This is a genomic window from Roseovarius sp. S88, assembly GCF_037023735.1.
GTDB lineage: Bacteria > Pseudomonadota > Alphaproteobacteria > Rhodobacterales > Rhodobacteraceae > Roseovarius > Roseovarius phycicola.
Genome location: NZ_CP146069.1, coordinates 432532 through 458274, shown reverse-complemented (window position 1 = coordinate 458274; position 25743 = coordinate 432532). Strand labels below are relative to the sequence as shown.

The window sequence follows — 25743 nt, the reverse complement described above, 5'->3', positions numbered from 1 at the left end:
CTTGTCTCAAATACCCAGATAAAACCAAACCAAACGCCTAGCGGACAATCTGGGTCACATATCCAGCCAAGTCACCTCAGTCCCCCAATTCGTCAGCAATTTCAACAGATCATCAGGCCGGATCGCCACCGTCCGATCATTGACCAGCGGATGCACATGAACCCATTCAGCGGTCTTTATCGTGGTGTCCATGAAAAGCGTCACACCTTTGTCTGCCCCAGTGGCCATCGCCAAGGGGCTGACTGCGCCAGGCCGTACACCCAAACGCTCCATCAAACGATCTGCTGACCCAAACGACAAGCCAGCCGTGCCCATAACCGCACCCAGCGCCTTGAGGTCCACCGCACGATCCTGCTCCAGCACGACAAGATGATTCCGCTTCTTTCGGTCCCGCAGATAGAAATTCTTGATGTTCCTACGCCCTGCGCCACCGGGCACAATATGCCCCTGCACCGTCTTGGCATCCTCCACCGTGCGCAGCGGGATGTGTTCATAGAGCTCAAAGTCGATCCCTGCCGCCCGCATCTGATCGAGCAAAGCATCCGAGGTGACAGGCAACGTGTCCTGAAAAGCGGAAGAAGCGTCCATGATATACCCCTGAAAGACCGATGATTGTCTTGCCTCATGATCACGCGGACCACAAGCAAAGGCTCTAGAGGGAATCACAGTCCTGCAAACGCAAACCACGAAGTCAACGAGCGGAACAGAGCAGCTTGGCTTCCGAATGAAACTGGACGATAGAGAAACCTCCGGTGTCACGACCCGCCCTCATGCCCAAGGCTTGCCCACAATGCTGCGCATTTTCCTCCTCATCTTCGCTGCGATGAGCCTCATCGTCTTGGGCGACACGGCGGGTAAGACACTCATTGCGATGGGCGTGACACCGATCACGGTGGCGTGGACGCGGTTCGGGATCGCGGCGCTTTTGTTATGGCCGCTCTGTGCACTCACCAAGGATGACCTTCCGGCAATCCGTGACTGGCGGCTTTGGCTGCGCGCCGGGTTCATTGCCGGTGGCATCATTTGCATACTCACGGCTCTGCGCACCGAACCTATTGCCGATGTGTTTGGTGTGTTCTTCGTGGGCCCTATGGTGTCCTACCTGCTCTCTGCTTTATTTCTGAAAGAACAGATCACAGCACCGCGAACCGCTCTTCTGTTTTTAGGGTTTGTCGGTGTGCTCTTGGTCGTCAAGCCCGGCTTTGGCGTGTCACCTGGATTGCTCTGGGCGCTTTTGGCGGGTTTGTTTTACGGGGCCTACCTGACGGCCACACGTTGGTTGGCCACTGAAATCCGGCCGCGCCTTTTGCTCTTTTCACAGCTTGTCATTGGCGCGATCCTGCTTGCGCCGATTGGTCTGACTCAGAGCATGCCTGCGCTGTCGCTGCCCATCTCCGCCCTGATCCTGGCCAGCGCCATCGCATCGGCAGCGGGCAATTTCATCCTGGTGACGGTCAATCGCACAACACCGGCCAGTGTGGTTTCGCCGCTCATCTACACCCAGCTCATCGCCGCGACGATTGCGGGTTTCATGTTCTTTGATGACCTGCCCGATGCCGTGGCGCTCAGCGGGTTGGGACTGATCCTTTTCTCGGGATTGTTCTCGCTGCGCCTTGCCAAAACCTGAACGCACCGAGCGCAAGGTTCACCTGCCCGTTCTGCCCCAAGCGCACCGACGCAATACCGACGTAATACCGACGTGCTACCGATGCTTAAAAGCCCTTGATTTCTTGGCATTAACCATGATTCGCCCACAGTGTTGCGTTCTGCGCTTCCCAAACGCTGCAAAACCCTGTAAGCCGCGCGCATCTGAAACGTGACGCTCTAGACCCCGGCGCATGAAATGATGAAGGGGTCGGTGGCAATGGGGCCACCCATGAAACGGAGGACCCGAGAGGGCTCGGGAGTGCCTCCAGATAGGGAACAATAAATGTTCAACGAAGTGAAAAAATCGATCCAGTGGGGCGAGGAAACGCTGACACTGGAAACGGGCAAGGTTGCCCGCCAGGCCGATGGGTCTGTTATTGCAACGCTGGGTGAAACCTCGGTCATGGCCAACGTGACCTTTGCCAAGCAACCCCGTGAAGGGCAGGATTTCTTTCCTCTGACCGTTCACTACCAAGAGAAATATTATGCCGCCGGCAAAGTGCCCGGTGGCTTCTTCAAACGCGAAGCGCGCCCGACAGAGAAAGAAACTCTGACCGCGCGCCTCATTGACCGCCCGATCCGTCCGCTCTTTGTCAGCGGATTCAAAAACGAAGTTCTGGTGATGTGCACTGTGCTCAGCCATGACCTTGTGAATGATCCTGACATTGTGGCGATGATTGCGGCCTCTGCGGCTCTGACCATTTCGGGCGCGCCATTCATGGGTCCAATCGCAGGCTGCCGTGTGGGTTACGCGGATGGCGACTATATCCTGAACCCCGAGGTCGACGATATGCACGACCTGCGCAACAACCCCGAGCAGCGTCTCGATCTGGTTGTGGCGGGCACCAAGAACGCCGTGATGATGGTTGAGTCCGAGGCCTATGAGCTGACCGAAGAGGAAATGCTCGGCGCGGTCACATTCGCGCATGCGCAGATTCAGCCGGTGATCGACCTGATCATTTCGCTAGCCGAAGAAGCCGCGAAGGAACCATTTGACTATCAGGCGCCAGACATCTCAGAGCTTTATGCAGCCGTGAAAGCTGCTGGTGAGGCCAAGCTTGTTGAGGCCTATAAAATTCAGGACAAACAGGATCGCACAACCGCCCAGAACGAGGCGCGCGCGCATATTCTTGAAAGCCTGACGGAAGAGCAGCGCGAGGACATCAACGTTGTCCAGGCGATCAAAAAGCTCGAAGCGTCGATCCTGCGCGGCGACATTGTGAAATCCGGCAAGCGGATTGATGGCCGTGCTCTGGATCAGGTTCGCCCCATCGTGTGCGAAACCGGCCTTCTGCCGCGCACACATGGCTCAGCGCTCTTTACGCGCGGTGAGACACAAGGCCTTGTCGTGACCACGCTTGGTACGGGCGATGATGAGCAATTCATTGACGCGCTGCATGGCAACTTCAAATCCAACTTCCTGCTGCACTACAACTTCCCACCCTATTCGGTTGGCGAAGCGGGCCGTGTGGGCCCTCCAGGACGTCGTGAAATCGGTCACGGCAAGCTGGCATGGCGTGCGCTGCAGGCTGTTTTGCCTGCGGCAACGGACTTCCCTTACACCGTGCGTGTGGTTTCTGAGATCACTGAGTCCAACGGCTCCAGCTCCATGGCATCGGTCTGTGGTGGTTCACTCAGTATGATGGACGCAGGCGTGCCGCTCAAAGCTCCAGTGGCCGGTGTGGCCATGGGTCTGGTTTTGGAAGAGGATGGTTCCTACGGCATCCTGACCGATATCCTGGGTGACGAAGACCACCTCGGCGATATGGACTTTAAGGTCGCGGGTACAGAGAACGGCATCACGTCTTTGCAGATGGACATCAAAGTCGCGGGCATCACGCCTGAGATCATGGAGAAAGCCCTGGCGCAGGCCAAAGCGGGCCGTCTGCACATCCTGGGCGAGATGGCCAAGGCCCTTACAGAGGCCGGAGACTTCTCAGTCCATGCACCGCGCATCGAGACCATGCAGATCCCAACCGACAAGATCCGTGAAGTGATCGGGTCGGGCGGCAAGGTGATCCGTGAGATCGTTGAAGTGTCCGGCGCCAAGGTCGACATCAATGACGAAGGCACGATCAAGATCGCATCTCCCAATGGCGAGGCCATTCAGAAAGCGTATGACATGATCCATGCGATCGTGGCTGAGCCAGAAGAAGGTGCTATCTACACCGGCACCGTCGTGAAGATCGTCGACTTCGGCGCCTTCGTGAATTTCTTCGGCAAGCGCGACGGCCTTGTGCATGTCAGCCAGATCGAAAACCGCCGCCTGAACCATCCATCGGATGTGCTGAAGGAAGGTCAGGAAGTGAAGGTCAAGCTTCTGGGCTTTGATGATCGCGGTAAGGTGCGCCTGTCGATGAAAGTTGTCGATCAGGAAACCGGCGAAGAAGTCAAACAAGAGAAGAAAGAAAAAGACGACGCTTGAGCGAAGCGATCTTTTTGAACAGAAAACCCCGGCCTCTGAGCCGGGGTTTTTTTATTTGTGACGTAACGTCTCTTTGCAATGTTACTCGCCGAATCTGAACTGAACTGTGTAGGTTAATAAAGTTGATGATTTGGGGGAGGAATCATGAAGATAATTACTTTGGCCTTGGGCTTGGGATTGACGCTGTCCACATCCGCGTTCGCCACGCCCATTACAGATCCGTTCACAAGCTTTTTCAGTTTCGGCGATAGCCTGACCGATGACGGCAAACTTGGTCTGCTTGCACCGCCAAGCCTAGGCGGACGTTTTAGCAACGGCCCGACCTATGCCGAGATCATCGCCGATGACTTTGAAGCCAATGGACATGATACGGGCAACCTCGCACTTGGCGGGGCGACAGCGGGGGATACCAACCTTAGCCCGATTCCGGGCGCACCGTTCAACACATTCAGCAGCCAAATAGGGGTCTTTGCTGACGCATTAGGTCTTGCCGGGCCCGGCGATACGCCGAACCCTTTGATCACAGGTCTTGCGCCTGTGCCGACCTTTGACACAGCGCCGCCGGATACAGGCAGCAACCCTTTGTTGTCTGTCTTCTTTGGAGCAAATGATTTGTTTCAAGCGTTCGAAGTCGCCGGAAGCGGTGTCGTGGACCCTGCGGATGTTCCCGCATTTCTAGTCAACGCGGCTTTCAACGCTGCAAATGCGGTTGAGACAGGGATCCGAGCATTGAACGGGCTGGATCCTTCGGTGTTTGATGATTTCCTCGTTATTGGGCTTCCTGATCTTGGTGCAACGCCTGCTTTTTCCGGAGACGCAACAGCAAGCGCCGTCACAAGTGTCTTTAACCTTCAGCTGACACAAAACCTGTTGTCACTGAACAATGACGGCATCAATGTTATCGGTTTCGATCCCAATGAAGCTCTGAACGCGATCATCGCCGATGCGAACTTCAACAATGGGGACATTTTTGGCATCACAAATGTAAGTACGCCGTGCACCGCCAGTTTCTCGGCAGCCTTGCTTGTGCCACCTTCACAGGTTTCGCAAATTCCAAGCTGTCTGGATGATGGCATTGATCCAAATACCGTGCTCTTTGGCGACAGCGTGCACCCCAATGCCGTTGCGCAAGCTCTCTTAGCCTCAGAGCTTCGTGGGCAGATTGAGATTGCTCCGGTTCCTCTCCCGGCCTCTTTGCCGTTGCTGCTGTTCGGAATCGCAGGAATGGGAATCGTGGCACGTCGCCGCCGCTCCTGAATCGAACAGAAAAACACTCGAAAACCCCGGCCCGACTCGCCGGGGTTTTTGCTGCAAAGGAAGTAACGCTACGTCACAAACGCAATAAAGGGCCAAAAGGTAAGGTTTTCCTTACGGGACAAAACACGCGGTTTTTCCCATGTACGCGCAACACACCGATTTCTTATAAAACGCTCACCCAGATCGAGATCCAGCTTCGCTGTCACTCACGGACTATGGCGAGCAGGGTGGGAGGCCCCGGGCACACACACCGGGGTCTCTCGTTTTTTCCAATCACCCGCATCAGTTCAAACCGGCAATGCCGTGGTCTGCAGGACCGTGCGCAGCGCAAAGCTTGACTGCATTTTGGCGACACCAGGCAGACGTGTGAGATACTGTCGGTGGATGCGCGCAAAGTCCTCGGTGTCTTCTGTCACAAGCTTGAGGATATAGTCCGCCGTCCCCGCCGTTAGATGGCATTCAAGCACATCGGGTATCCGCGCCACGGCCTGTTCAAAAGCCTCTAGGATTTCTTCGGCTTGCGTGGTCAGCGTTATCTCAACAAAGACAGTTGTCGGCACACCCATCTTTCGTCGATTGAGCAGCGCCACATACCCTTTTATGTATCCATCCGTCTCGAGCCGCTGGACGCGCCTGTGACAGGCAGAGGCCGAAAGGCTAACAGCTTCGGCAAGCTCGGCATTAGAGATTCGACCTTGTTTCTGAAGCACTGACAGAAGACGACGATCCATCGCATCTAGAGACATTTCGGAAAGAACCTTTCAATATTTGAATTAAAAATCGAAGGATGTTCGGAAGAAGTGACATAGAGCGCGTATAATTTCAATCACCTTGCGCATAAAACGCGCGATTGTGGGGCCAATGGAGAAGGAGACCCTGCAATGAAAATCGGATGCCCAACCGAGATTAAACCTCAGGAATTCCGCGTCGGAATGACACCGAACGCGGCACAAGAAGCTGTCGCACACGGACATGATGTTGTGATCCAGGCTGGTGCCGGTAAAGGCGCTGGCTTTGAAGACGCCGACTACACGGCAGCAGGTGCTGCGATTGTCGACACCGCCGAGGAAATTTTTGCCACCGCCGACATGATCGTGAAGGTCAAAGAGCCGCAAGCCGTAGAGCGCAAGATGCTGCGCGAAGGTCAGCTTCTGTTCACCTACCTGCATCTCGCACCCGATCCGGATCAAACACATGATCTGCTGGAAAGTGGCTGTACGGCTATTGCCTATGAAACCGTAACAGATGATCGCGGCGGCCTTCCGCTTCTGGCACCGATGTCCGAAGTCGCCGGGCGTCTGGCCCCGCAAGTCGGCGCCTGGACCCTGCAAAAGGCCAATGGCGGACGCGGCGTTCTGATGGGTGGTGTGCCCGGTGTGGGACCAGCCCGCGTGCTCGTGATCGGCGGTGGTGTGGTTGGCACACACGCAGCGAAGATCGCAGCCGGGATGGGGGCAGATGTCACCGTACTGGATCGCTCACTGCCGCGCCTGCGCTATCTCGACGATGTCTTCGGCAATCAGTTCCGCACCGGCTATTCCTCGGCTGGTTTGCTGGCCGAGCATCTGGGTCAGGCCGATATGGTCATTGGCGCAGTTCTGATCCCCGGTGCCGAAGCCCCCAAACTCGTACGCCGCGCCCAGTTCGCTGACATGAAACCCGGCTCTGTGCTGGTGGACGTGGCGATTGACCAGGGCGGCTGCTTCGAGACGTCGAAAGCCACCACACATGCTGATCCGATCTACGATGTCGATGGCATCATGCACTACTGCGTGGCCAACATGCCGGGGGCCGTGGCGCGCACCTCGACCATCGCTTTGGGCAACGCCACGATGCCCTTCATGCTGGCTCTTGCCGACAAGGGCTGGAAACAGGCCTGTGCTGATGACGAGCATCTGCTCAACGGCCTGAACGTGCATGCCGGACAGCTGACATACTATGCCGTTGGCAAGGCGCTTGGCATCGATGTGGTGTCGCCGCAATTGGTGGTGAAGGGATAAATGCAAGGCCCCGGGTCATGATCCGGGGCTAAGTCACTTTTCGGTTAGATGTGGCCGTATGACGACTGCTTCGAGCCTAAAGCGAACATCCCAATTTTTTGCTATTCGCGTTTTCAGCGGCATCTTTTCCGCACAAGCAAGAAACTTCATGATGCAGCGCGTGGCCCTTACGGCATTCGACTATTGGGCAGAATCTTATAAGAAGTGATCCAATGGTTTCGAGACAAATCAGACCATCGGTCCTGACATTCGCCTGGGCAGTACTTTTTCAAAATTGTGGCAGGTTCATCGCCAAAACGCGCCGCAATACGTAAAAACGTATAGAATTTAGGGGTTTACGTGTGTGCAATTGATGGTAGGCGGTGACTTGGTACGAACGGACTATTCAACGGCCTCGGTTTGTAAGGAGACTTCCGCTGTCAATTCTGAGTTTTTGGGTGCGTTTGCGTTACCCAATCGCCTTAATCCGCTCAGGTCAAAATTTTCGAGGAACTGCGAAAGAGCCTGTTCTGACGCACGCGTCTCGAGGAACAGTGAGACAGAACCCATCTTTGTCTCAAACATCCGTAGTTCATGCGGCCGTACACCATTCTCAGCCTGTGTGACAGGTCCTTCCACTTCTTCCCATGGCTGGCCATTGAAGCTGCGCCAGCCGTGCCGCGTTTCGATCGATGCGAAATGCGCTTCCGACAGCTCTAGGAATTTTCGTAGAACAGGCTGGTTGATCTCATTTTCTTTGTCCGAAACGAACAAAAGGATCACATTGTCGCCGCTTACATAAGCCGTAGATGTGTCATCAAAATATGCCCACCAAAGCTCCTGATCGGTTTCGCTGATCTGGTGTATTTCCGGTACTTGCGACTCGACCTTTGCAAATTCTCTCTCGCGCATCCGCCATTGGTCGTTGCTGAAAACCGCATTCAAATGGCTTTCGTCAATGTACCAGGCCTCCCACCCTACGGGAGGTTCGGGCATCGCGATGTCTATGGCCGCTGAATCCCGGAAGATGAGACCGAGGAACCCGCCTTGGTTCCCAAAACGGTCAAACAAATCGTCGATATAGGTGGCCGCATCAAAAGTTCCTTCGGCCTTTTGTTTCTGCAAGGTGTAATCTATGCCGATCCCGGTTCCGCCAATCATGGCGAGACCCACGCCCAGCGTGATCATGGGGAGAATACGCATAATTCGAATACCTATCGTCAGCCAACTCAACAGGAGCTTCTTCCAGAGCCTTGTCAGCAACGTGGCGTTGACGTGATTTTTTGATGTGGCTTCGCAGCAAAGTCCCGCACCTCAGACATCCTTCGCTTACACAGCAAATGACCGGTTTCGGCTAGTTGTCAGTATGGCAGACCAGCATAGCGCCCCTTGTACACTCTCACCGCTCAATATTCGCGCCGCCCTCTTCGGTGCGTTTCGCTATAAAGGCGTCTATGGCATCTATTCGGGCCGGGTCCATTAGAGGCGGCTGATGGGCGTCGACCTTTTCAAAAAAGATGCGATTGGCGCGCTGTGTGGCGTCCACCGCACCACGGTCGCGGTAGTTTTCATAGTTCGACCAATCCGACAATAGCGGAGAGTAGAACGCCGTCTCGAACCGGTCCAACGTATGCTGTGTGCCAAAGAAATGTCCGCCGTGGCCGACATCGGCGATGGCCTCAAGGCCCAGTGTCGCCTCTGTTACTTCCAGAGGTTTGAACAGTTCTGCAAACATTTGCAGGACTTCGACGTCGATGATGAATTTCTCGGCAGAGATGGTCAGTCCACCTTCCAGCCAACCAGCCCCATGCAGAATCAGGTTCGCACCCCCCATCAATGCCCCCCAGAGCGACATTTGGCTTTCATACGCGGCCTGTGCATCGGGCGCATTCGACGCGGTGGGCGCGGAGGACCGAAGCGGCAGATTGTACCGCCGCGCCAGCTGGCCGGAGGCAAAAGCCGCTTTGACGTATTCCGGCGTACCAAACGCGGGCGCGCCGGTTCGCATGTCCACATTCGAAGTGAAGCTGCCGTAACACACCGGCGCACCGGGCCGAACAATCTGTGACAAGCAGAGCCCGGCCAGTGCCTCGGCATTCTGCATGACAAGCGCACCCGGAATGGTCACTGGAGCCATGGCACCCGCCAGCGTGAACGGCGTGAGGATCATCATCTGACCACCATGAGCGGCGTCAATGATGCCGCGGCACATCAGTTCATCAAGCTGCAACGGCGAGTTGGAATTGGCCACGGAATAGCTGACCGGCGTGTTCACGAAATCTTCGTGGTTCAACCCATGCGCCAATCGCAAGATCTCATAGCTGTCTGCAATTGCTTCACGCCCTCTGAAATAGACAAATGGGATTTTCTCGGTCCGCGCTGCGATGGACCGGGTCATGTGCAAGTGGCGCAACCCCATGGCGATGTCTTGTGGCTCAACCACCGGGCCGATGAAATGGATCACGTCAAAGGCCTGCGCCACTTTGCAAAAGTTGTCATAGTCTAGAAGCGTGCCGGGCCTTCGCCCCCCTTGCAGGTCAGAGCAGTTGGGCGATCCAGCCGAGGTCGTAATACCTACCTGCCGTCCACCAATCGTCACGGTACGCGCAGGATTGTGGCTGTGAAGAGTTACCTCAGATGGCGCGTGCGCCATCAAGCCCATCAAGACATCAGGGTCAAAATGAATAACGTGGTCTTTGCCTTCGCGCATACCAACCTGCACATAGTATGCCCGCGCTTCATCATTCAGCACCTTGATCCCGGTGTCACGCAACACCTTGAGCGACGCGTTGTGGATGGCTTCGATTTCATCCGCGCTGAATTGTTCAATGGGAGCATAGGGGTTTTTCCACTGCCGCCAGGCGGCATCAAAAGCCCGTTCTGCCGCATTTGCCCGTTTTGCCGCGCGTGCGCGACGCCCACCACTGCGTTGCGTATTCATGTCACTGGCTCCTCTCGAGCGAGAATATTGCGGTATGCTGCCACGGTATCGGGCTGAATATCCCGACCCGTAAAACTTCGAAAATACGCTTCAAGATAACCAAGCCGCTCCTCCAGGGTTTCGTCATTGGCCACATCCAACGCGTAGTAAGTGATCTGGGTAAAGCAAATGACGCGCGCCCGAATGAAGGCTTCTGGTTGCGGATATCCAAAGCGCTCGAAAAACGCGGACACGGCCTGAACGCGGGCAGCGTCCTCGGCTTTCACCTTTTCGCGCAAGGCGTCATCATATCGTGCCCAGTCGCGGATCGCCTGATCAAGATCCGGGTCAAAGCGCCGGTGGTCCGTCCAGACAGCAAAAAGCGCCAGAATGCCATCATCCAGAGTTTCAGCATCGGAAACGGTGTCGACCATCACGTTGGTGTTGCGGGTGCGCCACCGATGGATGAGCGCATCAAGAAGCGCCTCGCGGTTATCGAAGTGCCAATAAAAACTGCCACGTGTGACGCTAAGGGCACGCGCCAAAACCGTGATCTGCACGGCTTCCACACCACTGTCGATCAACATAGTCTGCGCTGCTTCGATCCAGTCGTCACGTGTCAGTCTGGAATTGCGGTCAGTTGTGTCGTTATCAAGCATACATGTTTTCCATACAGGGTTGCATGGATAGATACAGCCCTGTATGGTTTGCGTCAATCGAAAGGATCTTGAGATGCCGGAAAAAGCCCCAGTCAAAGTCATGCGTTTTGCTGATCTGCCGTTCACGCCACGCTTTGAATATGGCGAGATGGCACAAGTGACCGAGGTGACGTCGCACACGATGGGCACGCGGCTTGGCTCGGGGTTTGGGCGCTTCACCAACGCGGAAATCCCCTGGACCGTGCAATATGATGAGGTACTTCTTGTAGTGGAAGGGTCGCTGACTGTGCGCACCAAAAAAGGCGATCTGACCGCGGGGCCGAAGGACACCATCTGGCTACCCACTGGAACTGAGCTCACCTATGTTGCGGAGAGCGCGTTGGTCTTTTATGCAATTGAACCCTCAAACTGGGCCGAAGAAAGCTAAGCCGATGAAGATCAACCGCTTACCACAGGATGACAAAACCAATGGGTGGAGCGCGATCTTGCCAGATCGTCAGGCACATGATGCGCTCAAAGACGATATCAAGGCTGATTGGGTCGTGCTGGGCGCAGGGTATGCCGGGCTGGCAGCAGCACGGCGTCTGGCCGAGAACTGCCCGGATGAGAAGATCGTGGTTATAGAGGCTGGCGAGGCGGGTGAAAACGCATCAGGCCGCAACTCGGGATTTGCGATTGATCTTCCCCACAATGTCGGCTCCTCGCTGGACGAGCTGGACGGCAGCCACCGTTTTATGCGGCTGGCGCGTATGGCGATCGACCACCTCGAAGACGTCGTCACGACACACGGGGTTGACTGCGACTGGTCCCGTGCCGGTAAGTACCACACTGCGGTCAGTCCTAAAGGCACCAGGGATGTCTTGGAGCCATTCAAGGCAGAGCTTGAGGCACTTGGCGAGCCATATGAGTGGATCGAAGGGGATGATCTGCGCACGCGTCTCGGCAGTCCGCATTTCACCGCCGCCGTTTACACCCCCGGCTGTGTTTTGATGAACCCGGCGGGCCTGACGCGGGGATTGGCGGATACGTTGCCGTCCAATGTAACGGTGCATGAAAACTCACCTGTAATTGAGGCGAAATTTCAAAACGGCGTGACGCTAAAGACGCAACAAGGCTCTGTTCGTGCGCCCAAGATGATCATGGCCGCCAATGGGTTTAGTGAGCAGTTCGGCTTTCACAAACAGAAGTTCCTGCATCTCGTCGCCCATGCCAGCCTGAGTCGTCCCCTGACCGAAGAAGAGTGCGCGATCTACGGTGTGGGCGAGGCCTGGGGCCTGACCCCGGTGAATGCCTTTGCCGGGATCACTATGCGCTACACTGCGGATCACCGCATCCTGATCCGGCATGGTTTGAGCTATCGCCCCAATCAACGTCTGAAGCCCGGCGAACATGAACAGGTCAAGCGCACGCATAAGCGACTTTTCGATCAGCGCTTCCCCGGGTTGGAGGCGGTTGAGATGGAGCACACGTGGTCAGGTTTCGTGTGCCTGTCGCGAAATGGTGCGCCTGCCTTTGGGCAGATCGGACCAAACATCTGGTCAGCTGTATGCCAAAATGCGGTCGGCGTGACGAAGGGCACTTTTGGCGGCATCCTGGCGGCGGATTTGGCCACCGGACGAGACAATCCGCTCATTGCAGATATGCAGACGCTGGGCGAACCTGATCCGCTGCCGCCCCGTCCTTTCCTGGACCTCGGCGTCCGCGCGCGGTTCCAGTGGGAATTGTTTGCCAACCGACACGAGGCATAGACCTCTAGCCGCCAATCTGTGTGTGCAGCTTAAAGCCCGGCGCATATCTCAGCGTCACATAGGTGACAGGGTCATCGTGATCCCAGGTGGTCCGCTCCACTGTGAAAACAGGCGCTCCGGGGGCGAGGCGCAGCGTGTCAGCACCTTCTTCAGACACAGCTTGCGCACTTAGACTGACGTCAATTTTGGTGTAGGGCACTGTGTGCAAGAGCCATTCATTTGCGCTCAGCGTATCAAAAGACTGCTCAGCCGCGTGTGGGACGGTTTTCAAATTGATCCAACGGCCCTCAAGTACAAAAGGTGAATCATCTGCAAGATGCACGGCACGCACATGTAATGCTTGGGTTTTGCAGCCTAGTTTTTGCGCGCTGACCGGATCAGGCATCATGATGGATTGCTCCAGTAAGCGATACCCGTATACGTGTCCGCGCTCTTCGATGTCCTGCCGCAGAACAGGGATATCCAGCACCGCACGCCCCACAGGATACATAGCAACACGCGTTCCGGCCTTGCGCCTACGCTCCAGAATTCCGGCGTCGGCCAAGGCCTGAAGGGCGCGGTTGACGGTGGCACGGGCGCACCCAAATTCAGCCGCGAGATCCACCTCTCCAGGAATAATGTGGCCCGGGGGCCATTCTCTTGCATGAACGCGGCGCAAGACTTCGGCCTGTATACCTTGCCACCCGGTGGGTTGTGGGGTGGTCATATCAAATCCCGAAGCTCAGCCGTCGCAGCAGCGTAAGCTCTCACAATGCGATCTCGGTTGATGTGTCGCCCAGCCTGCACAACATGCCGACCCGCACTCCAGACATCCCTCACCATGGCGTTGGACCCCGCAAAGACGAAACTGTCGAGTGCTGTGTCGCCATCAAGTCCTGCAAGGTCGATGTGGTCCATATCCAAGACGAGCAAGTCCGCCCAAGCGCCGTTTTCTATACGCCCGGTCTGGCGTCCAGCGGCCTGCGCACCGCCCTGGAAAATGGCGTCAAGCAACGCCCGACCCGTCGAGTGCGCGCCTGTCGCAAGCGCGGCTCGGGACCTATCGCGCAAACGTTGCGAGTACTCCAGCTGACGTAGTTCCTCGCAGAGCGATATTCGGATGTTCGAATCCGATCCAACCGCCATCTGTCCACCCGCCTGCATCCAGCGCACACCATCAAATATCCCGTCCCCAAGGCTGGCTTCGGTGATCGGACAAAGGCCAGCCACCGCTCCGGTCTTGGTCAATCGGGTGGTTTCATCGGGCTGCATCTGCGTGCAATGGATAAGGCACCAGCGCTCCGAGAGTTCAGCATTGTCCAAAAGCCATTCCACCGGACGCGCGCCATAGGCGGCCTCTACCTCTTCCACTTCGGCCACCTGCTCGGCGAAGTGCATATGAACAGGCCCACCCGGAACAAGATCAGGGGCTCGCACTACATCTTCCCGCGATACAGCGCGCAAACTATGCGGTGCAACTCCCAGCGCGGTGTCCGCTGGCAGGGTTTTGACTATCGCATGGCAGTCCTCAACCAAAAGCGCATAGCGATCAGCATCATTTCCGAAGCGAACCTGCCCTGATCCAAGCGTACGGCCATCGCAGCCCCCGAACTGATAGTGCACCGGTAAAAGCGTCAACCCGATGCCGGTTGCTTCCGCTGCGGCGGCAATACGTTCCGCCATTTCGCCCAAACGGGCATAAGGCGTGCCATCGGGTGCGTGGTGCAGATAATGAAACTCAACATTCGTGGCATAGCCCGCCTCGAGCATTTCCATTTGCACCAACGTTGCGGTAGCTTCGACATGGTCCGGCGTCAGACGATCGAGAAACCGATACATTAAGCGCCGCCAGGTCCAGAAACTATCGGTTCCATCTGGACCACGCCGCTCGGTCAATCCGGCCATGGCGCGTTGAAACGCATGGGAATGGGCATTGACCGGTGCGGGAAGCAGGATGCCCACACGCTGGCCCTGCGGCTCAGATGAAGGCGTAACCGACTCAATACGCCCCTTGGCATCAATGTGAACGGACACATCTTTCGCCCATCCATCCGGTAAAAGCGCCTGCTGAGCCCAGACAATTGTCATACTTGCATCCTTCATTATTATGTCTATACATAATAACAGCGCCAAGTTCAGATCAAGAAAGAAATGCTGTCATGCTGCTGCGCAATGCGACATTAGCGGGCACCGCCGCGAACACGCCCTACGGGTTGATGACCCAAGCCGCGATCTGGGTGGAAGACGGCGTGATCCGGTGGGTTGGCCCTGACGCAGACGTGCCGCGAGAGGCGGCAAATGCTCCTTCTGAGGATACTGAAGGCCGATTGATCACACCTGGTCTGATCGACTGCCACACGCATGTTGTTTTTGGCGGGCATCGGGCAGGCGAGTTCGAGATGCGCCTCAACGGGGCGACCTATGAAGAGGTGGCAAAGGCCGGGGGCGGCATCGTCTCGACTGTCACGGCCACACGGACCGCATCGGAAGAGACACTTTTGGTCGATGCCCTGAAACGTGTGGACGCTTTGATTGCCGAAGGCGTGTGTGCGATTGAGATCAAGTCCGGTTATGGGCTTGATGTTGAGACCGAACTTAAAGTACTGCGTGTTGCGCGACAGATTGGTCAGCAGCGTCCGGTCCGTGTGAAGACCACGTTCCTAGGCGCACATGCTGTGCCGCCCGAGTACAAAGGTAGGTCTGCGGACTACATTTCAGAGATGTGTCTTCCCGCGCTCGAGCAAGCGCACCAGCAAGGTCTTGTTGATGCGGTTGACGGGTTTTGTGAACGCATTGCGTTCACAGCAGAAGAGCTGGAGCCGGTGTTTGAACGTGCCAAGGCGCTCGGTTTGCCCGTCAAACTTCATGCCGAGCAACTGTCCAATATCGGCGGCACGCAACTCGCAGCGAAATATGGGGCGCTGTCTGCCGATCACGTGGAATATGCGACCGAGGAAGACGCCAAAGCTATGGCTGGGTCCGGCAGTGTCGCTGTTCTCTTGCCCGGAGCCTTCTACACATTGAAGGAAACACAAAAGCCCCCTGTTGAGGCGTTTCGCAAGCACGGCGTGCCTATGGCGCTGGCCACCGATTGCAACCCAGGCTCTTCCCCCATGACCTCTCTGCTTTTGACCATGAATATGGGCTGCACATTCTTCGGCCTGACGCCACAAGAAGCGTTTCTTGGGGTCACATCGCATGCGGCGCAAGCGCTCGGACTGACCGACTGCGGCGCATTGCGGCCCGGCCTGCGCGCAGATCTCGCGGTCTGGGATATCGAGCACCCTGCCGAGCTTGCCTATCGGATTGGTTTCAATCCTTTGGTTCGGCGCATTTTTGGAGGCGCCGCATGACGCAAGTGTTGCATCCGGGGGCCGTGAGCTTAGCCCAACTGGAAAACATTTGGCGTGAAGGCCTCGACGCACGCCTCGATACGTCATGCCGTGAGCCTGTGGATGCCGCAGCAGCAGTTGTGCGCAAGGCAGCCGAAGGTGAAGAAGCGGTCTATGGCGTCAATACCGGCTTTGGCAAACTGGCCAGTGTGAAAATCCCCGCCGGCCAAACTGCGCAGCTTCAGCGCAATCTGATCCTGTCGCATTGCTGTGGTGTTGGAGAGGCGCTTGATGTCGATACTACCCGATTGATGATGGTGCTCAAGCTGATCTCGCTGGGACGCGGGGCGTCGGGCGTCCGGTGGGACGTCATCGAGCTGATTGAAGGCATGATAGCGCAAGGCGTTACGCCGGTTGTGCCGGTGAAAGGCTCTGTCGGCGCATCTGGTGATCTGGCCCCGCTGGCGCATATGGCGGCGGTCATGATCGGCGAGGGCGAGGCCGTATATCAGGGCGAAGTCATGTCCGGGAACACCGCGCTGCAAGCCGCAGGTCTGTCGCCTGTGATCCTTGGCCCAAAGGAAGGTCTGGCGCTGATCAACGGCACGCAATTCTCAACGGCCTGTGCCTTGGTCGGGCTGTGGAATGCCTGGACAAACCTGCAATCCGCCGTAGTCACCGGGGCACTGTCGACAGATGCCATTATGGGCTCAACGGCACCCTTGGTGGCCGACATTCACACCCTGCGAGGCCATGCCGGACAGATCGAGGTGGCGCAGGCACAGCGCGCCCTGATGGACGGCTCGGAAATCCGCGAAAGCCATCGCGAAGGCGACACGCGGGTGCAGGACCCCTACTGCATCCGCTGCCAGCCGCAAGTGACCGGTGCCGCTATGGACCTGCTGCGTTTTGCCAGGCACACGCTTGAGGTTGAGGCCAACGCCGTGACCGACAACCCACTCGTGTTGGTCCAAGAAAACCGCATCGTCTCAGGCGGGAACTTCCACGCTGAACCCGTGGGGTTTGCTGCCGACCAGATCGCCGTTGCCATCGCCGAAATCGGGGCCATCGCCCAGCGCCGAGTGGCCCTGATGGTCGACCCGACTCTGAGTTTCGATCTACCGCCGTTTCTGACGCCTGAACCGGGACTGAATTCCGGCCTGATGATTGCCGAGGTCACCACGGCGGCGTTGATGAGCGAGAACAAGCATCTCGCTAATCCCTGCACCACCGACAGCACGCCAACATCCGCCAATCAGGAGGATCACGTCAGCATGGCCGCACATGCCGCGCGACGTTTGGGAACTATGAACGACAACCTTTCAATGATCCTTGGGGTTGAGGCGCTTTGCGCCACTCAAGGCATTGCGTTTCGCGCGCCTTTGACCACAAGCGCGCCGCTGCAAAATACGATACGCCTCCTGCGTGATACCGTTCCCGCGTTGGAAGCTGACCGCTATCTCGCTCCTGACCTGCAATCCGCCGCCGAATTGATCCAAAACGGGACCTTGGTCAAGGCGGCGGGTCTCTCTCTGCCCTTGGAGTGCGCATCATGACTGACCCTCGTCACAACACCCGAGACATCTTTCCTCCGACTGGTGATCAGATCACAGCCAAATCCTGGACCACCGAAGCGCCCATGCGGATGCTGATGAACAACTTGCATCCCGATGTCGCTGAAAACCCACATGAGTTGGTTGTCTATGGCGGCATTGGCCGTGCTGCGCGCACCTGGGAGGATTTTGACCGGATCGTCGCAGGCCTGAAAGATTTGGAGGAGGACGAGACACTCCTGGTTCAATCGGGCAAACCGGTAGGTATTTTTAAAACGCACTCTGACGCACCCCGTGTCCTCATCGCCAATTCCAATCTCGTGCCGCATTGGGCCAATTGGGATCATTTCAGCGAACTCGATCGCAAGGGTCTCATGATGTACGGCCAGATGACCGCCGGGTCCTGGATCTACATCGGCACCCAAGGCATCGTGCAGGGCACCTATGAGACTTTTGCCGAGGCCGGTCGCCAGCACTATGACGGGAACCTGACAGGTCGCTGGATTCTAACCGGAGGTTTGGGCGGCATGGGTGGTGCGCAGCCTCTGGCGGCGGTCTTTGCCGGAGCGTGCTGTCTGGCCGTGGAATGCGACGAAACCCGCGTCGATTTCCGTATACGCACCAAATACCTTGATGCCAAAGCCCATACGCTTGATGAGGCACTGGCCATGATCGAAGGCTGGACCAAAGCGGGAGAGGCCAAATCTGTGGGGCTCATTGGCAATGCTGCCGATATCTTCCCCGAGCTTGTTCGGCGCGGGATCCACCCCGATATCGTCACAGACCAGACAAGTGCCCACGACCCAGTGCATGGATATCTGCCCCACGGATGGTCCGTGGCCGAGTGGCGCGCCAAGCAAGAAAGCGATCCCAAAGCCGTTGAAAAGGCCGCACGCGCCTCGATGAAAACCCATGTAAAGGCAATGGTGGATTTCTGGAACGCAGGCGTACCGACGCTGGACTATGGCAACAACATCCGGCAGGTGGCGCTTGAGGAAGGGCTGGAAAATGCTTTCGCCTTCCCAGGCTTTGTCCCTGCCTATATCCGACCACTCTTTTGCAAAGGCATCGGACCGTTTCGCTGGTGTGCGCTCTCCGGCGATCCTGAGGACATCTACAAAACCGATGCAAAGATGAAGGAACTGTTTCCGGAAAACACCCACCTGCATCAATGGCTCGACATGGCGCAAGATCGGATTGCCTTTCAGGGCTTGCCCGCGCGGATCTGCTGGATTGGTCTCGGCGACCGCCATCGCGCCGGTCTGGCCTTCAACGAGATGGTGCGAAACGGAGAGCTGAACGCGCCGGTTGTGATTGGACGCGATCACCTCGACAGCGGCTCAGTGGCCAGCCCCAACCGGGAAACCGAGGCCATGAAGGATGGTTCAGACGCCGTAAGCGACTGGCCTTTGCTGAACGCTTTGCTCAACACGGCCAGCGGAGCGACATGGGTGTCACTGCATCATGGAGGAGGCGTTGGCATGGGGTTCTCTCAGCACTCCGGCATGGTGATCTGCTGCGATGGGACCGAGGATGCCGACCGACGCCTCGAACGCGTGCTCTGGAATGACCCGGCCACCGGTGTCATGCGCCACGCCGATGCGGGGTATGAGATTGCGAAAGACTGTGCGCGAGAGCATGGTCTGCGCTTGCCTGGGATACTTTAAGTTGGCTAAAAGCGTGTGGGGCGGCTCACTGACACAAGCGCAGATTTGAGCCCAAAACAACCTATGCCGCGGCTCGAACGAAAGGCTCCTTTGATGTTGTGAAGAATGTCTTTCAATGACAACGTGATACCAGAATTTCGCCTCTGCTGGAGAACTTAAATATGGCTGATCAAGACCACCAGCTCACGGAACTTTTTCGAGCATTGGGAGCGCAACGACCAGAACAATGGGCCAGTTCGCAAATTCAAGAAAAGATACCGCAACTTCATAGATACCTTTTCCTTAAACAAGCCTGGGCGCAGGTTGTAGATGAAACAGATGATAGCTGGATTGAGAGAATAATCGAATCCGCGCGTCGCAATCCAGAAGGGCCGTTTTCCGGCCAAGGTCACGCTTTAGAACGTATGCTGTCACTTGGTGTTGATCGTTCAAACATCGTCGATTTGGTGCGTTGTTCGCAGGCGGAAATGATCTCGGGGTTGTGCTACTTGTTGGATGATCCTTCGCTTTATGACGAAGAAGATGAACGTGTCCGAGACACCGGTTGGTGTCTTGTCGCAACGGATGAAAATTTTGAACCAACGCGAGAGATCATCGGCGGCCTGCATGAATCAGTTTTGGACACAGACCCAACTGGACGCGAAATGCGACCTCGAAAAAGATCCATCTAAAAGGTCGTTTGGTGAAGGAGCTTGTCATAAACACCTATTACCCGTTGATACTAGCTAAAGTCTGTAGGCGGTAGCCGTTTGAAAAGCAGACATCCTCAAATAAAAACCAGAGGGCAACTTCGTCCTGAGGATTCAACGGGTGGTCGCAACACTTTAATCTTTTTGGAGAGATGGAGTGTTGATCATGAAGTACCGCACGCGGACGTTTTATACGGACAAACAGAAGTCGGAGATGTGGGATCGGTGGCAGCGGGGTGAGTCCCTGAGCTCGATAGGCCGCAGGTTTGATCGTGCGTCGTCTTCGATTTTCCGCATCTGGCTTTGACTGGTGGTATCCGTCCGCGTGCACGCACCAGGTCTCGGCTGGCCTTGAGCCTCGAGGGGCGTGAGGAGATATCCCGTGGGCTGGCAGGGGATCGGTCATTGCGCTCTATTGCGCGCGACCTTAGACGTACTCCCTCGACGATCAGCCGGGAGGTGCGCAGAAACGGTGGGCGCAAGGCGTATCGCGCGGCATTGTCAGATCAGCGCGCATGGGACTGCGCAAGGCGGCCCAAAGCCTGTAAGCTCTCCTTCAACGACCACTTGTGTCGGTTCATTGCCCGAAAGCTGCGGTTGAAGTGGTCTCCTCAGCAGATCGCGGGCTGGCTGATGCGCAAGCACCCAAACAAAGAGCGAGAGCGTGTGAGCCACGAGACGATCTATCGCAGCCTTTATGTGCAGACGCGCGGCGTTCTGAAGAAGGAGCTGCAGCAATGCCTGCGCAGCCCGCGCGCCATCCGTCGGTCCCGGCATGCGACCCAGAAAGGTCTGAAGCTACGCAAGATCAAAGACGCAGTGCCGATCAGCGAGCGCCCGCCCGAAATCGAAGACCGGGCCGTGCCCGGCCACTGGGAGGGCGATCTGATCGTTGGGGCAAACAACAGCTACATCGCTACGCTGGTCGAGCGGCACTCGCGGTTCGTGATGCTGGCCAAAGTTGCGAACAAGGATACGCAAAGCGTTATCACCGCCCTGATCAAGCAGGCCCGAAAATTGCCCAAAGAACTCTACCGCTCGCTGACATGGGATCGCGGCTCAGAGATGGCCGCCCATGCGGCGTTCACCATGGCGACAAAGATCGACGTCTTCTTCTGCGATCCGCAATCGCCGTGGCAACGCGGCAGTAACGAGAACACCAACCGGCTCTTGCGTCAGTACTTCCCGCGAGGCATCGACATGTCGACCCTCAGTCAGGCCAAACTCAGCGCCGTCGCGCGGCAACTCAACGAGCGGCCACGAAAAACCTTGCAATACGAAACCCCGGCGGAGAAGTTTGCACAGTGTGTTGCGGCGATCCATTGAATCCGCATGGCAGAACTGCCCTTCATCAGAATACAAAAAAAGGCCCGCGCAATGGGCGGGCCTTCTGTTTAGATGACGTTGCGATTACTTCTTCAGCGAGTCGCGGATTTCCATCAGGATATCAAGCTCGCTTGGCCCTGCTTCTTCTTCGGCCTCTGGCTCGCTGTTGTCAGCGGCGTCCTTCACCTTGTTCACATAGCGCACCAGCATGAACACGACAAAGGCGATGATCAGGAAGTTGATGATTGCCATGATGAACGAGCCATACGCAAAGACGGCGGCTCCGCCTTCCCGTGCAGCTTCGAGCGACGCGCCTTCGGCGACATCACCTGACAGAACAGCATAGTTATTGGTGAAATCGATCCCGCCCATGAACAGGCCGATAATCGGGTTGATCAGGTCCCCGACGAGCGATGTCACGATGGCCGTGAACGCCGCACCGATGATGATACCAACGGCCATGTCCATGACATTGCCCTTGGCGATGAAATCCTTGAATTCCGAAAGCATTCTGTGTGTCCTCTCTGTTTACCCGCAGCACGTAACCCTGGCCGCTTGCTGTCAGTTTCTAGCACAAGATACGCTGCTGTATTGAGGAAAGGCCGGGGAAAGCGCTTCGCTTGCTCCCCGCGTGGCGTGCGCGCATCACTGACAAAGTTGCGTCCTGGCTGAATCAGGTCCACATCGGGCGCTCCTTTGCCCTGAGTCATTGACTTTTCAAGAGGTTTGCCAAACGCTCAACCTCAAAGAGAAAGATGGACGCAGCATGGTGGACCACCGAAGTGAATTGATTGCCGGTATAGACGTAGGTGGCACATTCACGGACCTGGTGCAGCTTGACCAATCGACCGGGCATGTCCGTTTGGCGAAAGTTCCGACGACGCCCGACAACCAAGCCCTGGGCGTGATGGCCGCGCTGGAAGAAGCACAGTGCGACCTGGCCGCGCTTAACCTCATCATCCATGGCACCACGACGACCACCAATGCCGTTCTGGAACGCAAACTGAGCCGCACCGGGCTAATCACCACGCGCGGCTTTCGCGATGTGCTTGAACTGGGGCGGCGAACGCGGCCTCAGGCCTATGGGATGACCGGGCATTTCACTCCGATTATTCCCCGCGACCTGCGGCTTGAAGTGCCCGAACGCGTGGATGCATCCGGGACGGTTGTGATACCTTTGGACGAGGCCGCCGTCCGGGAGGCAGCGGAGAGGCTATTAAAGGCGGGATGCGAGTCTGTGGTGGTGCACTTTTTGCACGCCTATGCCAATCCTGATCATGAACGTCGCGCCGCAGAGGTATTGGCCGAAATCTGGCCCAACTCGCATATCACCATGGGTCACGCGATCCTGCAGGAGTCGCGTGAATACGAGCGCGGTGTCACGGCGGCGGTCAATGCCTCGGTGCAGCCGATCCTCGACCGGTATCTTCAACGCTTAACCAAGGTGGCTGCGGACGCCGGATATCCCGGAGAAATCTTGGTCATGAATGGCAATGGCGGAATGGCGTCGGCCCGCACGGTGGCCAACGAAGCCGCCAAGACCGTCATGTCCGGCCCCGCCTCGGGCGTGATGGCCGCCGCCTATACCGCGCGGCTGACAGGCCACCAAAACCTGATCACCTACGACATGGGCGGCACATCCACTGACGTGGCCTTGGTGCAGTCATCAGAACCAGCCGTGTCGAACGAGATCGAAATCGAATATGCCATGCCGATTCACGTGCCCATGGTCGATGTCCGCACTGTGGGCGCCGGCGGTGGGTCAATTGCGCGTGTGACCTCCTCTGGACTGCTAGAGATCGGCCCGCAAAGCGCCGGAGCTGATCCAGGGCCGATCTGCTATGGCAAAGGTGGGAAAGAGCCAACAATATCAGATGCCAACCTGATCCTGGGGCGATTAAACCCGGATCGAGTAGTCAATTCGGGAGGCACGGTTCCCGACGTCGTCGCGCGGATCGTTGCCGAAAAGCTGGCAGACCCTCTGGATCTCAACGTGACCGAGGCCGCACTCGCCGTCATTCAACTGGCCAACACAAAAATGGCCGGTGCCATACGCATGGTGTCGCTGTCGCTGGGGGCAGATCCGCGGGATTTCGCCCTGTTTGCGTTTGGCGGGGCAGGACCGCTTCACGCCAGCGCGCTGGCGCGCGAACTGAGCATCCCCAAGGTACTTGTTCCGGCACGGCCGGGCATCACCAACGCGATTGGCTGCGTGACTGCAGATCTGCGACATGACTTTGTGCGCACAATCAACCGGGCACTGGACACGCTGGGCGAGACGGAGCTCGCTGAGCTCTTTGCCCAACAAGTGCGAGAGGGCGAAGCCCTAATCAGCAATGAGCGTTTGCCCGTAAAGACCCTGCGACACGTCTTTAGTGTGGATATGCAGTTTGTCGGCCAAACGCATCTCTTGCGCGTACCGTTGGACTCTGCTGACATCACGCCCACTGCGCTTCATGACCTCTTTGCCAAGGTCTATTTTGACCGGTTCCGCGTAGAGCTTGCCGAAATTCGCGCGCAGGTGGTCAATTTGAACTGTTCGGTTATCGCGGAACGCCCTCAGATTGACCTGTCCAAACTCATCGACCCGGATGGCCGTAAAGCGACGCTGGCTGAGGCACAGACCGGTATGCGTCGGGTGTGCTTTGATCGTGTATGGCATGATACGCCAGTCTACTGGCGCGATAGCCTGCCGCTGGAATTTTCCTGTAGCGGTCCCGCAGTGATCGAACAGATGGACACCACCGTTCTCATCGAAGTTGGAGACAGCGCGCGCGGCGATGCGCTCGGCAATATTGCAATTGACATCGGGACGACATGCGAATGACGGTTGATCCCATCACGCTGTCGGTGATCCAGGCCGGGCTGCAGCAGGTGTGCGACGAGATGGACCTGGCTTTTTCGCGCGCGGCCTTTTCGCCGGTGATTGCCGAGGCCAATGACCGATCAGACGGACTCTATGATGCCAAGGACGGATCACTGATCGCTCAGGGCGCAGGTGGATTGCCGGTCTTTGTGGGCACCATGCAATATTCCACAAAAACGCTGATTGAAATGATTGCTGACGGTCGCGCAGGAGCGCCGGAGCCGGGGGACATCTACATCGTCAATGACCCCTATCTGGGCGGTACGCATTTGATGGATGTGCGGTTTGCACGTCCTTTCTATCGGGGCGACACGCTCTTTTGTTGGCTGTCGAATACCGGGCATTGGCCCGACACCGGTGGCGCTGTGCCCGGTGGGTTTTCCGCCTCAGCCACAGCAGTCGAACAAGAAGGGCTGCGCCTGCCTCCGGTGAAGCTTTTCAAGCGCGGCCAGATGGATGCGGAAATCTATGCCATCATCTGCTCCAACATCCGCGTGGCAGATCAACGTATTGGCGATGTCAAAGCTCAGGCCGCAGCGCTTGATCTTGGCGCTGAACGCCTTGGTGCCCTAATGGACCGCTATGGCGACGATGTGGTGTCCGCAGCTATCGCCGAGCTACGCCGCCGCGCCGCTGAACAGATGCGCGCGTCGGTCAAGACCATCCCCCAGGGCACGCATCGCTCAGTGGCATGGGTCGATAGCGATGGTGTGGTGAACGAGCCGCTTGAAATCCGTTTGTCCGTGACCCGAGACAAAGACGCGCTGCTATTCGACTTTGCAGGTTCTTCGCCGCCTTGTCTTGGGCCCATGAACTCCGTGCGCGCGACAACCTTCAGTTCAGTTTATCTCGCGATGCGACACATCTTTCCCGAAGTGCCGATCAGCGCCGGTGCGTTTGAGCCACTGCGCATCACCGGGATCGAAGATACGTTTCTCGACGCGCAATACCCGCGCCCGGTCTCTGGCTGTGCGGCGGAGGTGAGTCAACGCATTGCCGAGGCTGTGTTTGCTGCGTTGGTCGAAGCCTTGCCTGATCGGGTCACAGCCGCACCCGCAGGGACCAGTGGCAATTTCGCCCTCGGCGGTCATGACCCGGATCGAGACCGCGACTTTGTGATGTATCAACTTTCTGGTGGAGGCTACGGCGGCTGGTCCGGCGGAGATGGGATCAGCAACGGTTGTTCCACCATTGGCATTTCCAAGGCCCCCCCGTTGAGATCATGGAACAGGCTTTTCCGGTGCTCTACCATCACTACGCCTTGCACGAGGGTTCCGGCGGTGCCGGTTTGCACCGTGGCGGGTTCGGGCTCGACTATGAATTAGAGCTGCGCATTGGGCAGGCCAAGGCCAGTTTTGTCATGGACCATGGCCGATTTGGCCCCCAGGGTGCATTGGGTGGCCACGATGGCGTCCCCAACAAAGTCATAGTTTCCCGGGACGGCGAAACCTACACGCCTGAACATCTTTCAAAAGAACAGGATATTCCTCTCAGCGCCGGAGACCGTGTGCATGTGCAGACGCCCGGGGGCGGCGGTTATGGCGATCCGTATGAAAGAGACCCAGACCTTGTTGCCGAAGATGTACGATTGGAGCGCTACAGCGTGACCGACGCAGCGGAGTTGTTCGGTGTAGTAATCCGCGACGGGCTGCCGGATTTGGCCGCCACTGCACATCTGCGTTTGCAAAAGCCCTAG

The 25743-nt window shown here is 57.2% G+C and carries 21 protein-coding genes and 1 pseudogene; 14 read left to right on the top strand and 8 right to left on the bottom strand.

The features are described from left to right. Positions 1 to 54: 54 nt before the first annotated feature. The gene (locus tag RZ517_RS02260; RefSeq protein WP_338549877.1) at positions 55 to 588 is read right to left on the bottom strand and encodes a prolyl-tRNA synthetase associated domain-containing protein; all 534 of its coding nucleotides are present in this window, start codon (positions 586 to 588) and stop codon (positions 55 to 57) included. A 136-nt stretch (positions 589 to 724) separates the two neighbouring features. On the opposite strand from RZ517_RS02260, the gene RZ517_RS02255 reads away from it, so the two are divergent. From RZ517_RS02255 to RZ517_RS02245, 3 genes are all read left to right on the top strand, one after another. Then, complete coding sequence (locus RZ517_RS02255) at positions 725 to 1627, top strand: DMT family transporter (protein ID WP_338549876.1); 903 nt, start codon at positions 725 to 727, stop codon at positions 1625 to 1627. A 303-nt stretch (positions 1628 to 1930) separates the two neighbouring features. After that, positions 1931 to 4072 carry a polyribonucleotide nucleotidyltransferase gene (gene pnp, locus RZ517_RS02250; RefSeq protein WP_338549875.1) on the top strand — a complete coding sequence of 714 codons (2142 nt, stop codon included), beginning with the start codon at positions 1931 to 1933 and terminating at the stop codon, positions 4070 to 4072. Between the two features lie 144 nt (positions 4073 to 4216). Continuing rightward, on the top strand, positions 4217 to 5329 hold the full coding sequence (locus RZ517_RS02245) for an SGNH/GDSL hydrolase family protein (RefSeq protein WP_338549874.1): 1113 nt from the start codon (positions 4217 to 4219) through the stop codon (positions 5327 to 5329). Between the two features lie 287 nt (positions 5330 to 5616). Here the strand turns inward: RZ517_RS02245 and RZ517_RS02240 are convergent, their stop codons facing one another. Then, entirely contained in the window at positions 5617 to 6075 is a 459-nt protein-coding gene (locus RZ517_RS02240) for an Lrp/AsnC family transcriptional regulator (protein ID WP_317056192.1), read from the bottom strand. Positions 6076 to 6210: 135 nt separating this feature from the next. On the opposite strand from RZ517_RS02240, the gene ald reads away from it, so the two are divergent. Next, positions 6211 to 7329 carry an alanine dehydrogenase gene (gene ald, locus RZ517_RS02235; RefSeq protein ID WP_338549873.1) on the top strand — a complete coding sequence of 373 codons (1119 nt, stop codon included), beginning with the start codon at positions 6211 to 6213 and terminating at the stop codon, positions 7327 to 7329. Between the two features lie 381 nt (positions 7330 to 7710). Here ald and RZ517_RS02230 read toward each other — a convergent pair whose 3' ends face one another. The 3 genes from RZ517_RS02230 to RZ517_RS02220 all read right to left on the bottom strand — a co-directional run bounded on the left by RZ517_RS02230 (position 7711) and on the right by RZ517_RS02220 (position 10887). Further along, positions 7711 to 8511 carry a hypothetical protein gene (locus RZ517_RS02230; protein WP_338549872.1) on the bottom strand — a complete coding sequence of 267 codons (801 nt, stop codon included), beginning with the start codon at positions 8509 to 8511 and terminating at the stop codon, positions 7711 to 7713. A gap of 196 nt (positions 8512 to 8707) precedes the next feature. After that, complete coding sequence (locus RZ517_RS02225; RefSeq protein WP_338549871.1) at positions 8708 to 10249, bottom strand: trimethylamine methyltransferase family protein; 1542 nt, start codon at positions 10247 to 10249, stop codon at positions 8708 to 8710. After that, the gene (locus RZ517_RS02220; RefSeq protein ID WP_338549870.1) at positions 10246 to 10887 is read right to left on the bottom strand and encodes a TetR/AcrR family transcriptional regulator; all 642 of its coding nucleotides are present in this window, start codon (positions 10885 to 10887) and stop codon (positions 10246 to 10248) included. Before RZ517_RS02220 ends, RZ517_RS02225 begins: the two co-directional genes overlap by 4 nt. 73 nt (positions 10888 to 10960) lie before the next feature. Here RZ517_RS02220 and RZ517_RS02215 point away from each other — a divergent pair, with 73 nt between their 5' ends. After that, a complete protein-coding gene (locus RZ517_RS02215) occupies positions 10961 to 11314 on the top strand; it encodes an ethanolamine utilization protein EutQ (RefSeq protein ID WP_338549869.1) in 354 nt (117 codons plus the stop codon). 4 nt (positions 11315 to 11318) lie between these two features. Further along, entirely contained in the window at positions 11319 to 12635 is a 1317-nt protein-coding gene (locus RZ517_RS02210; protein WP_338549868.1) for an NAD(P)/FAD-dependent oxidoreductase, read from the top strand. Positions 12636 to 12639: 4 nt separating this feature from the next. On the opposite strand, the gene RZ517_RS02205 is transcribed toward RZ517_RS02210, so the two are convergent. Next, positions 12640 to 13341, bottom strand: a complete 702-nt coding sequence (locus RZ517_RS02205; protein ID WP_338549867.1) for a UTRA domain-containing protein — start codon at positions 13339 to 13341, stop codon at positions 12640 to 12642. Next, complete coding sequence (locus RZ517_RS02200; protein ID WP_338549866.1) at positions 13338 to 14702, bottom strand: formimidoylglutamate deiminase; 1365 nt, start codon at positions 14700 to 14702, stop codon at positions 13338 to 13340. The genes RZ517_RS02205 and RZ517_RS02200 overlap by 4 nt, the downstream gene beginning before the upstream one ends. Before the next feature lie 71 nt (positions 14703 to 14773). Between RZ517_RS02200 and hutI the strand changes: the two genes are divergently transcribed. The 5 genes and pseudogenes from hutI to RZ517_RS02175 all read left to right on the top strand — a co-directional run bounded on the left by hutI (position 14774) and on the right by RZ517_RS02175 (position 21181). Next, positions 14774 to 15967: an imidazolonepropionase gene (gene hutI, locus RZ517_RS02195; protein WP_338549865.1), complete on the top strand. Its 1194-nt coding sequence runs from the start codon at positions 14774 to 14776 to the stop codon at positions 15965 to 15967. Continuing rightward, a complete protein-coding gene (hutH, locus tag RZ517_RS02190) occupies positions 15964 to 17502 on the top strand; it encodes a histidine ammonia-lyase (RefSeq protein WP_338549864.1) in 1539 nt (512 codons plus the stop codon). Before hutI ends, hutH begins: the two co-directional genes overlap by 4 nt. Beyond that, positions 17499 to 19166 (top strand): urocanate hydratase, encoded by a 1668-nt coding sequence (gene hutU / locus RZ517_RS02185; protein ID WP_338549862.1) that lies wholly within the window; start codon positions 17499 to 17501, stop codon positions 19164 to 19166. Before hutH ends, hutU begins: the two co-directional genes overlap by 4 nt. Before the next feature lie 161 nt (positions 19167 to 19327). Next, on the top strand, positions 19328 to 19837 hold the full coding sequence (locus RZ517_RS02180; RefSeq protein ID WP_338549861.1) for a hypothetical protein: 510 nt from the start codon (positions 19328 to 19330) through the stop codon (positions 19835 to 19837). 184 nt (positions 19838 to 20021) lie between these two features. After that, positions 20022 to 21181: pseudogene (locus RZ517_RS02175) on the top strand (IS30 family transposase). Between the two features lie 84 nt (positions 21182 to 21265). On the opposite strand, the gene mscL reads toward RZ517_RS02175, so the two are convergent. Then, the gene (gene mscL / locus RZ517_RS02170) at positions 21266 to 21691 is read right to left on the bottom strand and encodes a large conductance mechanosensitive channel protein MscL (protein WP_338549860.1); all 426 of its coding nucleotides are present in this window, start codon (positions 21689 to 21691) and stop codon (positions 21266 to 21268) included. A gap of 256 nt (positions 21692 to 21947) precedes the next feature. On the opposite strand from mscL, the gene RZ517_RS02165 reads away from it, so the two are divergent. Genes RZ517_RS02165 through RZ517_RS02155 form a run of 3 tightly spaced genes read left to right on the top strand, consistent with a single transcriptional unit; the run spans position 21948 to position 25743 of the window. Further along, positions 21948 to 24008, top strand: coding sequence for a hydantoinase/oxoprolinase family protein (locus RZ517_RS02165; protein WP_338549859.1), 2061 nt, complete (start codon positions 21948 to 21950; stop codon positions 24006 to 24008). Next, the gene (locus RZ517_RS02160; protein WP_338549858.1) at positions 24005 to 25372 is read left to right on the top strand and encodes a hydantoinase B/oxoprolinase family protein; all 1368 of its coding nucleotides are present in this window, start codon (positions 24005 to 24007) and stop codon (positions 25370 to 25372) included. The genes RZ517_RS02165 and RZ517_RS02160 overlap by 4 nt, the downstream gene beginning before the upstream one ends. Further along, a complete protein-coding gene (locus RZ517_RS02155; protein WP_338549857.1) occupies positions 25270 to 25743 on the top strand; it encodes a hydantoinase B/oxoprolinase family protein in 474 nt (157 codons plus the stop codon). The genes RZ517_RS02160 and RZ517_RS02155 overlap by 103 nt, the downstream gene beginning before the upstream one ends.

What these genes read in the sequence shown, in the direction of transcription:
- RZ517_RS02260 (WP_338549877.1), bottom strand. Translation starts at nt 588, where the DNA reads ATGGACGCTTCTTCCGCTTTTCAGGACACGTTGCCTGTCACCTCGGAT.
- RZ517_RS02255 (WP_338549876.1), top strand. Translation starts at nt 725, where the DNA reads ATGAAACTGGACGATAGAGAAACCTCCGGTGTCACGACCCGCCCTCAT.
- pnp (WP_338549875.1), top strand. Translation starts at nt 1,931, where the DNA reads ATGTTCAACGAAGTGAAAAAATCGATCCAGTGGGGCGAGGAAACGCTG.
- RZ517_RS02245 (WP_338549874.1), top strand. Translation starts at nt 4,217, where the DNA reads ATGAAGATAATTACTTTGGCCTTGGGCTTGGGATTGACGCTGTCCACA.
- RZ517_RS02240 (WP_317056192.1), bottom strand. Translation starts at nt 6,075, where the DNA reads ATGTCTCTAGATGCGATGGATCGTCGTCTTCTGTCAGTGCTTCAGAAA.
- ald (WP_338549873.1), top strand. Translation starts at nt 6,211, where the DNA reads ATGAAAATCGGATGCCCAACCGAGATTAAACCTCAGGAATTCCGCGTC.
- RZ517_RS02230 (WP_338549872.1), bottom strand. Translation starts at nt 8,511, where the DNA reads ATGCGTATTCTCCCCATGATCACGCTGGGCGTGGGTCTCGCCATGATT.
- RZ517_RS02225 (WP_338549871.1), bottom strand. Translation starts at nt 10,249, where the DNA reads ATGAATACGCAACGCAGTGGTGGGCGTCGCGCACGCGCGGCAAAACGG.
- RZ517_RS02220 (WP_338549870.1), bottom strand. Translation starts at nt 10,887, where the DNA reads ATGCTTGATAACGACACAACTGACCGCAATTCCAGACTGACACGTGAC.
- RZ517_RS02215 (WP_338549869.1), top strand. Translation starts at nt 10,961, where the DNA reads ATGCCGGAAAAAGCCCCAGTCAAAGTCATGCGTTTTGCTGATCTGCCG.
- RZ517_RS02210 (WP_338549868.1), top strand. Translation starts at nt 11,319, where the DNA reads ATGAAGATCAACCGCTTACCACAGGATGACAAAACCAATGGGTGGAGC.
- RZ517_RS02205 (WP_338549867.1), bottom strand. Translation starts at nt 13,341, where the DNA reads ATGACCACCCCACAACCCACCGGGTGGCAAGGTATACAGGCCGAAGTC.
- RZ517_RS02200 (WP_338549866.1), bottom strand. Translation starts at nt 14,702, where the DNA reads ATGACAATTGTCTGGGCTCAGCAGGCGCTTTTACCGGATGGATGGGCG.
- hutI (WP_338549865.1), top strand. Translation starts at nt 14,774, where the DNA reads ATGCTGCTGCGCAATGCGACATTAGCGGGCACCGCCGCGAACACGCCC.
- hutH (WP_338549864.1), top strand. Translation starts at nt 15,964, where the DNA reads ATGACGCAAGTGTTGCATCCGGGGGCCGTGAGCTTAGCCCAACTGGAA.
- hutU (WP_338549862.1), top strand. Translation starts at nt 17,499, where the DNA reads ATGACTGACCCTCGTCACAACACCCGAGACATCTTTCCTCCGACTGGT.
- RZ517_RS02180 (WP_338549861.1), top strand. Translation starts at nt 19,328, where the DNA reads ATGGCTGATCAAGACCACCAGCTCACGGAACTTTTTCGAGCATTGGGA.
- mscL (WP_338549860.1), bottom strand. Translation starts at nt 21,691, where the DNA reads ATGCTTTCGGAATTCAAGGATTTCATCGCCAAGGGCAATGTCATGGAC.
- RZ517_RS02165 (WP_338549859.1), top strand. Translation starts at nt 21,948, where the DNA reads ATGGTGGACCACCGAAGTGAATTGATTGCCGGTATAGACGTAGGTGGC.
- RZ517_RS02160 (WP_338549858.1), top strand. Translation starts at nt 24,005, where the DNA reads ATGACGGTTGATCCCATCACGCTGTCGGTGATCCAGGCCGGGCTGCAG.
- RZ517_RS02155 (WP_338549857.1), top strand. Translation starts at nt 25,270, where the DNA reads ATGGAACAGGCTTTTCCGGTGCTCTACCATCACTACGCCTTGCACGAG.